At 33.7% G+C, this 6,749-nt stretch carries 7 protein-coding genes; 2 read left to right on the top strand and 5 right to left on the bottom strand.

Features of this window, described 5'->3' with window-relative positions; translation table 11 throughout:
- Positions 1-28: 28 nt before the first annotated feature.
- The 5 genes from ASG22_RS05060 to ASG22_RS05040 all read right to left on the bottom strand — a co-directional run bounded on the left by ASG22_RS05060 (position 29) and on the right by ASG22_RS05040 (position 4,290).
- Entirely contained in the window at positions 29-853 is an 825-nt protein-coding gene (locus tag ASG22_RS05060; RefSeq protein WP_082504943.1) for an OmpA family protein, read from the bottom strand.
- 106 nt (positions 854-959) lie between these two features.
- Positions 960-2,657, bottom strand: coding sequence for a lysine--tRNA ligase (gene lysS, locus ASG22_RS05055; RefSeq protein ID WP_055981528.1), 1,698 nt, complete (start codon positions 2,655-2,657; stop codon positions 960-962).
- A gap of 113 nt (positions 2,658-2,770) precedes the next feature.
- Positions 2,771-3,703 carry a 23S rRNA (adenine(1618)-N(6))-methyltransferase RlmF gene (gene rlmF / locus ASG22_RS05050; protein WP_055981525.1) on the bottom strand — a complete coding sequence of 311 codons (933 nt, stop codon included), beginning with the start codon at positions 3,701-3,703 and terminating at the stop codon, positions 2,771-2,773.
- A 3-nt stretch (positions 3,704-3,706) separates the two neighbouring features.
- Positions 3,707-4,075, bottom strand: coding sequence for a c-type cytochrome (locus tag ASG22_RS05045; RefSeq protein WP_055981522.1), 369 nt, complete (start codon positions 4,073-4,075; stop codon positions 3,707-3,709).
- Positions 4,075-4,290 carry a hypothetical protein gene (locus ASG22_RS05040; RefSeq protein WP_055981519.1) on the bottom strand — a complete coding sequence of 72 codons (216 nt, stop codon included), beginning with the start codon at positions 4,288-4,290 and terminating at the stop codon, positions 4,075-4,077. Before ASG22_RS05040 ends, ASG22_RS05045 begins: the two co-directional genes overlap by 1 nt.
- A 138-nt stretch (positions 4,291-4,428) precedes the next feature.
- Here ASG22_RS05040 and ASG22_RS05035 point away from each other — a divergent pair, with 138 nt between their 5' ends.
- Positions 4,429-5,079: a hypothetical protein gene (locus tag ASG22_RS05035; protein ID WP_055981516.1), complete on the top strand. Its 651-nt coding sequence runs from the start codon at positions 4,429-4,431 to the stop codon at positions 5,077-5,079.
- A 216-nt stretch (positions 5,080-5,295) separates the two neighbouring features.
- Positions 5,296-6,720, top strand: a complete 1,425-nt coding sequence (locus tag ASG22_RS05030) for an anthranilate synthase component I family protein (RefSeq protein ID WP_055981512.1) — start codon at positions 5,296-5,298, stop codon at positions 6,718-6,720.
- Positions 6,721-6,749 lie beyond the last annotated feature (29 nt).

The raw sequence follows: 6,749 nt of genomic DNA, 5'->3' as shown, positions 1-6,749 counted from the left end.
AGCTTCGCTGCCGCCAAAACCTCTCCCATTATTTTTTAAGCAAAACAATTTCAACTCTTCGATTTTTCATAAAATCTTCTTCTGTACGCTCAGGATAAACAACAGGATTGAGATGTCCCTGTCCCGTCGCTTTTATTCTTTTGGGATTTATTCCCTGTTTTATCAGAAATTCTTTAATGGCATTTGCCCTTGTGAAAGACAGATTGAAAGTTTTCAAATCCAGATCTTCACCATCAAAATTATCGTAATCGCAGCAGATATGACCTTGCAATTCGACCACAATCTCCAGATTATCAATTAGAATAAAAGAAAGTTTTTTCAATGTTTTTTCTGCACTTGGAAGCCAAACATGACGACCTCCGATGAAATTAACATTAGGCAAAGAAAAAGTATCTTTTACCTTCATCGCGGCAACACTCATACTAAAAAAGCTGGCAAATACTTTTCCTGATTTTATCTCACCCGAATTTAAAACCCTATTAATAAAAATATCTACTCTCCTATTTTTTCCACGCAACATTTCCGTACTGTTGTCGTTGATTTGTTTTTCTTTGCCTAAACCTGCAACACTTTCCAGTTTTATATTATTTTTGTTTTTTTTCTGCAGATAATTCTTAACTGTATTCGCTCGATTTTCGGACAATTTTTTATTATACTCAGAGCTTCCGGAAATATCACAATTTCCAAAAATTCTAAATTTAAGGTTGGATTTTAATTGAGTTAAACTGTCTAATTTCTTCTGAGATTCTTTATCTAAAGCATAGCTATCATACGCAAAATAAACTGATGTAATCATTTGTGCATCGAGCTTTACGAAAAAGAAAAACAGGAGAAATATAAAAAAGAGTTTCATCGATTTTAAGTTTTATACAGAACGTGAAATAGTAGATTATAGTTTAATTTAAATAAAAAATCCTGAAAACAAATTTCAGGATTTAATTTATATTTTGTTTAAAATTTTAAACCAGTTTCATCAAAACATTTTCATCAATCTTCTCCACTTTCACCAAATTATTCTTCGTTAAAGTCTTAGAAGCTTTATCCCATTTTTTACCTGAAAGTTTAGATTGCTCTTTTACTTCAGTTAAAGAAATTTGCTCTCCTGATTTTAAAATTTCAAGAATAATTTTCTCATCTTCACCCAATTCGATTTGAGGAACTGTTTTTTCAGGTCTCATTTGAGGAAAAAACAATACTTCCTGGATTGATGCATTATTCGTTAAGAACATAATTAATCTGTCCATTCCGATTCCCAACCCTGAAGTTGGCGGCATTCCGTATTCCAGAGCTCTTAAGAAATCTTCATCGATAAACTGTCCTGCTTCATCATCACCTTTTTCAGCTAATTTCAACTGCTCTTCAAAACGTTCTCTCTGATCAATTGGGTCATTCAGCTCAGAATAAGCGTTCGCAATTTCTTTACCACAAACCATTAATTCAAAACGTTCAGTCAAACCTTCTTTGCTTCTGTGTTTTTTAGTTAAAGGTGACATTTCAATCGGATAATCAGTAATGAAAGTAGGTTGAATGAAGTTTCCTTCGCATTTTTCACCGAAAATTTCATCAATTAATTTTCCTTTACCCATCGTTTCATTAACCTCAATTCCGATAGATTTAGCAAAATCGAATAATTCCTGCTCGGTTTTTCCTGTAATATCGAATCCTGTATATTTGATAATCGCTTCCGTCATAGAAACCCTTGGATAAGGTGCTTTCCAGTTGATCGTGTGTTCTCCGAAAGTAGATTCTGAAGATCCGTTTACAGAAGTTGCACAGAATTCCAACAATTTCTCAGTGAAATCCATCATCCAGTTATAATCTTTGTACGCAACATAGATTTCCATTGCCGTAAATTCCGGATTGTGCGTTCTGTCCATCCCTTCATTTCTGAAGTTTTTCGAGAATTCATAGACCCCATCAAAACCACCAACGATTAATCTTTTAAGATATAATTCATTTGCAATTCTTAAATATAAAGGAATGTCTAATGCATTGTGATGCGTAATAAATGGTCTTGCAGCCGCACCACCTGGAATTGACTGTAAAATCGGGGTTTCAACCTCAAAATATCCTGCTTCATTGAAGAAATTTCTCATCGCATTGAAAAGTTTTGTTCTTTTCACGAAAACTTCTTTCACCTGAGGATTTACCGTTAAATCTACGTAACGCTGTCTGTATCTCATTTCAGGATCGTTGAATCCGTCGTGCACAACTCCGTTTTCATCAGTTTTAGCCTGTGGAAGCGGTCTTAAAGTTTTGGTTAAAAGAGTAAAGTTTTTTACCAAAACCGTCTTTTCACCCACCTGAGTGGTGAATAATTCTCCTTCAATTCCGATAATATCTCCTATGTCTAAAAGGTGTTTGTAAACTTCATTATATAATGTTTTGTCTTCACCTGTACAGATTTCGTCTCTGTTAAAATACACCTGAATTCTTCCTGTAGAATCTTGCAATTCAGCAAAAGAAGCTTTCCCCTGGATTCTTCGGGACATTAGTCTACCAGCGATCTTCACCTGTTTACTTTCTGCGAAATCCTGTTTTATAGATTCTGTAGTATCTGTAATTTTGTATTCTTCCGCCGGGAATGCATTAATTCCCATTTCAACAAGCTTATTCAGCTTTTCTCTCCTAATAATTTCTTGTTCTGATAATTGCATTGTATTTATTTAAAATAACGTGCAAAATTAGTGATTTTTGAATTGATGATCAATGACTTTTTCCAGAAATATAATTTATTTCATGTAAAATTAAGTCAGGCTAAAATTTTAAGTCAGATTTTAGAAAACCAATCTTTACGATTTTGCTGCGGAATAAATGTCCATGCCAAGATTCTGCTGATTTTCTGTCCCTGAGCCATATCAATCGTTTTAACTTCTACAGCTTTAATCTTTTTTAAAAGTGTATGCAATTTAAATAAATTGTCTTTTTTTGAAACCAAACAGGTAAACCAAAGTACTTGTGATGAATATAATGCACTTTCCTGAATCATTTTTGAAATGAAAGCCAATTCGCCACCTTCGCACCATAATTCAAATTGCTGTCCGCCGAAATTCAGCAGAGGTTTAATCGTTTTTGATTTGTTCAGATTTTTTGTTTTTCGAAGATTTCCCTTTAATGCAGACTCTTCAGAATCATGAAAAGGAGGATTACACATCGAAAATGTAAACTTTTCTTTAGAATCAATAATATTCTTAAATATATAATCACCATTTGGCTGATGTTTCAATTGAATTGCAGATAACAAATCCGGATTATCGCTCAATATGCGTTCGGCATTTGCCAAAGAATCTTTATTAATATCTGATCCCACCATTTTCCAGCCATACGATTGATGGGCAATTAAGGGATATACGAGATTGGCTCCTACCCCAATATCCAGCCCTTTAACTTTTAATCCTTTTGGAACTTCTTTCTGGTTCTCAGCCAATAAATCTGCGAGATAATGTACATAATCTGCCCGTCCGGGAATCGGAGGACAAAGATTCGTATCAGGAATGTCCCAGTTCTGAACCTTATAAAAGTGTAACAACAAAGCTTTGTTAAGCAGTTTAACAGCCTTTGGAAGACTGAAATTAATCGTTACACTTTCATAAGCATTCACAAAAACGTACTGCTTCAATTCCGGTACACAAGAAATCAGCTGATCAAAATCATACGGATTACGATGCAGATTTCTTGGATGCAGATTCGGTTTTTCAGCCATCAATTATTTTTTCTGACTTAAAATATATTGTACCATTTTTTTTGCCTCTTCTTTCGATACCTGAGGATGGGCAGACATGGGTACATTTCCCCAAACCCCACTTCCTCCTTCTATAATTTTGGAAGCCAACAGTTCAATATCCTTTTCAGAATATTTTTCTGCGATTTCCTTATAAGAAGGACCGATCATTCTTTCATTTACCGCATGACAGCCCGAACAATCCAATGTTTCGATGATCTGATCTCCAGAAAGATCGGATTTTGCAGGCCCTGAAGAAACATCAGAAATTGTAGTATCAGACGGTATATTTTCTTTTTTAGAGCAGGAAATAATAAGTAAACTTACCAATCCCGTCAAAAATAGTTTTTTCATTATTTTGCTGCTGCCGAATCAGTTTTAGGAGCTTCTGTAGCAGGAGCAGGAGTTGCAGCCGGTGTGTCAGCTTTTTTAGCAGTAGAATCTACCACAGTAGGTGCATCCGGTTCTGGCAACATGGTGTTGCTGTCCTGTAAATCATGATTAGGCTTTTTTGAACAGTTAACCACCAATAAACCTCCGATAAATGCGATTGCTAATACTTTTTTCATTTTTTTCTATAAATTATTAAGCAAAAATATAAAAAAATAAACTTTCAGACTCATGATAAGTGCCCATTTAACCATATTTTTCTTTAGAATCTCTAATTCATAATGATTATATTTAAGGACAATTTCAAAATTTAAAATATGATTTTCATTTCAAAAATCCTGTTTTTTACCAGTCATCACGGTTTTTATACAATCGTTATTCTTATTTTGTTATTTGGGCTACTGGCATCATTGACAAAAAAATTCTGGTTCCTTATTCCTATCCTGCCTTTAGGAATTGCAAACGGAATTGGCGGACAATTTTTAAATGCATGGTTTTTAAACGGATACGGAGTGGAAAGTACAGCCATCATTACTTCTGATATCGAGACCAATTCTACTTTAAACGAACAGTATATTCATGATTACGAAGCCATTGTAAAGAAAAAAGACGGCAAATACACCAACACATTTTTCTCAACCACATCAGCAGCGATTTATCCTCTTGAAAATGCGATCAGAATTCCACAGACTGGCAAAGCTTTCCCGGTAAAATATATTTCAGGATATGAAAAAAATATTGTAATTCTTTACAATCAATCTGAAGAAGGGCAATCTTTGCTTAAATATGAAAGACAGGCACCGATCAACAAAGCAAGAATACAATACGAAGCTGATAAAACAAATAAAGAGTTCATCAGAGAATATATTTCTGCTTTAGAAAATTATCTGAAAGATTATGATGATGAAAATTATAAAGTAAAAGTTGAAGAATTAAGAAAAGAATTAATTCTTGTTGAGAAAAAATAATTTTCAACTTTTTTATTTTTTGTATTAAAAAATTATCTACATTTGTCACATGTTTACAATGAGCAACAAAAATTGGTGGTGGCTTTCAAACTCTTCGTCGGGTCTGAAGTTGTTGTCATGTTGCTAATCTTACAGCAGAAAATAATTTTAAAATATACAAAGACTTTGACGTACACCGTTGAAGTCTTTTTTTTGTTTACATAAATCCACTACAAAATGTTCAGTAAAAAAATAAATATAAAAACTGTTTCGAAAAAAACATTGGGCGATCTTCAAACCCCGATGAATATTTATCTGCAGGTAAGAGATAAATTCAGAGACACTATTCTTTTGGAAAGTTCGGACTCAAAAAATATTGATAATAATTTTTCATTCATCGCCATTAATGCCATTGCCGGAATAGAAATTAAAAACCTCAATGAATTTGAAGTAAAATTGCCTTCTAAAGACCCTGTTAAACAATCAATTACAAATCATAAAGTTCACGATATACTTCACGATTTTTCCAACATTTTTGAATGTGAAGAAACTCATGATTTTATAGAAAAAACAGCACAAAGTTTATTTGGCTATACCAGTTTTGAAGCAGTTCAGTTTTTTGAGGATGTTAGCTTTAAAGCACAAAGTCCCGAAGTTGAAATTCCACTTGTCCGTTACAGATTGTATCAATATGTGATTGCCATCAATCATTACAACGATGAAATGCATATTATTGAAAATCAGATAAAAGGGTTGAAATCAGAATTATATTCACTGGAAAGCATCATTAAAAATCAGAATTCCGTTATTTATCCTTTTGAAAAAACAGAAGAGGAAACATCGAATATTACTAATGAAGAATATCTTGATCTGGTAAAAACAGCACAGAGACACTGTATGCGAGGTGATGTTTTTCAGTTGGTTTTAAGCAGAAGATTTGAGCAGAAATTCAAAGGCGATGAATTCAATGTGTATCGTGCTTTACGAAATATCAATCCTTCTCCTTACCTTTTCTTTTTTGATTACGGAGATTATAAATTATTTGGCTCAAGTCCTGAAAGTCAATTAATTATTAAGGATAACAAAGCAATTATACACCCAATTGCCGGTACTTTCAAAAGAACGGGAGATTTTGAAACCGATTTACAATCCATTGAAAACTTAAAAAACGACGCCAAAGAGAATGCGGAACATACCATGTTAGTAGATTTGGCAAGAAATGATTTAGGAAAACTGGGGAAAAATATTACGGTGACCAAACTAAAAGAAATCCAGCTATTTTCTCACGTTATCCACATGGTTAGCGAGGTGACAGCCGATCTTCCAGAACAAACCAATCCTTATAAAATGGTTGCCACTACCTTTCCGCAGGGAACACTAAGCGGTGCTCCAAAACATAAAGCTTTACAGCTAATTAATCAGTATGAGAAAGATTCGCGTGGCTATTACGGCGGATGTATCGGAATGGTAGGATTAAACGGCGACTGCAACCAGGCGATTATGATCAGGACTTTTCTAAGTAAAAATAACACATTATATTATCAGGCCGGAGCTGGATTAGTCGCAAAATCTATTCCTAAAAATGAATTGGAAGAAGTAAATAATAAACTGAATGCGCTTAAAAAAGCAGTTATTAAAGCAGAAAAGCTGGTAAACAATTAATCTTTTAAAGATAATTTTAAATTAAAACA

It is taken from the genome of Chryseobacterium sp. Leaf405 (assembly GCF_001425355.1).
In the GTDB taxonomy this organism is placed as follows: Bacteria; Bacteroidota; Bacteroidia; order Flavobacteriales; family Weeksellaceae; genus Chryseobacterium.
This window is presented reverse-complemented; position numbering and strand designations above follow the sequence as displayed.

Coding starts and splice junctions, on each gene's coding strand:
- ASG22_RS05060 (WP_082504943.1), bottom strand. CDS start 853: ATGAAACTCTTTTTTATATTTCTCCTGTTTTTCTTTTTCGTAAAGCTC.
- ASG22_RS05040 (WP_055981519.1), bottom strand. CDS start 4,290: ATGAAAAAAGTATTAGCAATCGCATTTATCGGAGGTTTATTGGTGGTT.
- rlmF (WP_055981525.1), bottom strand. CDS start 3,703: ATGGCTGAAAAACCGAATCTGCATCCAAGAAATCTGCATCGTAATCCG.
- lysS (WP_055981528.1), bottom strand. CDS start 2,657: ATGCAATTATCAGAACAAGAAATTATTAGGAGAGAAAAGCTGAATAAG.
- ASG22_RS05045 (WP_055981522.1), bottom strand. CDS start 4,075: ATGAAAAAACTATTTTTGACGGGATTGGTAAGTTTACTTATTATTTCC.
- ASG22_RS05030 (WP_055981512.1), top strand. CDS start 5,296: ATGTTCAGTAAAAAAATAAATATAAAAACTGTTTCGAAAAAAACATTG.
- ASG22_RS05035 (WP_055981516.1), top strand. CDS start 4,429: ATGATTTTCATTTCAAAAATCCTGTTTTTTACCAGTCATCACGGTTTT.